Here is a 1,525-nt window from a genome sequence, read left to right as displayed (position 1 = left end):
CAGGCCGGCGATACCCAGCTTGGCCGCCGAGTAGTTGGCCTGGCCGACGTTGCCAATCAGGCCTGGCCAGGTAGCTCATGCCGGCGTACCCGCTGAAGGTCAGCATCAAGGTCGCCACGAGGAAGGCCAGGATGTAGATCAGGATGTGCTTCTTGGCCACTTCGATCCCGCGCTTGACCGGCAGCACCGGAATCGATGCGGCCAGGTAATCGTTGAAGCGGAAGATCGCGATGGCATAGGAATGCGGCATCTGCCACAGGCTGAACATCACCAGCAGGGTCAGCGCGGCCATGTCGAAGCTGTTGCTTACCGCGACGTAGCCGATCACCGGCGGCATGGCGCCCGACAGACTGCCCACCAGCGTGCCGTGAACCGACTTGCGCTTGAGGTACAGGCTGTAGAAGCCTACGTAGATAACAAAACCGATGACGGCGAACTGGGCGGCCAACGGGTTGGCCACCTTGTACAGCAATGCAACGCCGGCAACGCCCAGGACGGTCGCGTAGGCCAGGGCCAGTTTCAGGGAGATGAGGCCCTGGACCAGCACCCGGTTCTTGGTGCGTTCCATCTTCAGGTCGATGTCGCGGTCGATGCAGTTGTTGAACACGCAACCGGAGGCAACCACCAGGGACGTGCCGATCATGGCGGCCAGGAAGATGGCCAGATCGACATGCCCTTTCGATGCAAGGAAAAATCCGCCTGCCACCGAAAGCACGTTACCGAAAATGATCCCCGGTTTGGTGATTTGGATAAAGTGCTTAAGGGACATGCGGATCTACCTCACTTCGCCATCATGAACGTGTGGATGCTGAACATGATCCACAGCGACAAGCCAACCAGCAGAACAATCACGATCGCGGCGAAAACAAACGCAATCACGTTGTTACGCTGCGCGGCCGAGCGGTCCAGGTGCAGGAAGTACACCAGGTGCACCAGCACCTGGATGACGGCGAACGCGACGACGATCATCAGGGTGATCGACTTCGGCAGCGTCGGGTACATCACCAGACCGAACGGGATCAGGGTCAGGATGACCGACAGGATGAAGCCGATGCCGTAGGACTTGACGCTGCCGTGACCGGCGTCGTGGCTGTCGTGGGAATGAGCGTTAGCCATTTACATAGTCCCCATCAGGTAAACAACGGTGAATACACAGATCCACACCACGTCCAGGAAGTGCCAGAACAGGCTCAGGCAGCTCAGACGGGTCTTGTTGGTCGCCGTCAGGCCTTTCTTGTGCACCTGGTACATCATGATCGCCATCCAGATCAGACCGCTGGTCACGTGCAGACCGTGGGTACCGACCAGGGTGAAGAACCCGGACAGGAAGCCGGAACGGTTAGGACCGAAGCCCTCGGAGATCAGCATGTGGAACTCGTTGATCTCCATGCCGATGAAGCCGGCACCGAACAGGAAGGTCAGGGCCAGCCAGCCCAGGACCTGCGTCTTGTTACCACGGAAGAACGCCAGCATGGCGAAGCCGTAGGTGATCGAACTGAACAGCAGCAGAGCGGTTTCGCCCAGT

The 1,525-nt window shown here is 59.2% G+C and carries 3 protein-coding genes; all 3 read right to left on the bottom strand.

Annotation, left to right across the window (positions count from 1 at the left end; genetic code table 11):
- Positions 1-769: heme o synthase (cyoE, locus tag ACQKP2_RS32865; RefSeq protein ID WP_427582384.1), on the bottom strand; the 769-nt coding region annotated here is incomplete at its 3' end.
- A gap of 11 nt (positions 770-780) precedes the next feature.
- Positions 781-1,116, bottom strand: coding sequence for a cytochrome o ubiquinol oxidase subunit IV (cyoD, locus tag ACQKP2_RS32860; protein ID WP_427582383.1), 336 nt, complete (start codon positions 1,114-1,116; stop codon positions 781-783).
- Positions 1,117-1,525 (bottom strand): cytochrome c oxidase subunit 3 (locus ACQKP2_RS32855; protein ID WP_427582382.1); only part of this gene is annotated, 409 nt, incomplete at its 5' end. It abuts the gene before it with no gap.

Origin of the sequence: Pseudomonas sp. NPDC089569 (assembly GCF_050280625.1) — a bacterium.
Taxonomy (GTDB): Bacteria; Pseudomonadota; Gammaproteobacteria; order Pseudomonadales; family Pseudomonadaceae; genus Aquipseudomonas.
The sequence above is the reverse complement of the archived record's forward strand: the minus strand, read 5'-3'. Positions and strand labels throughout refer to the sequence as shown.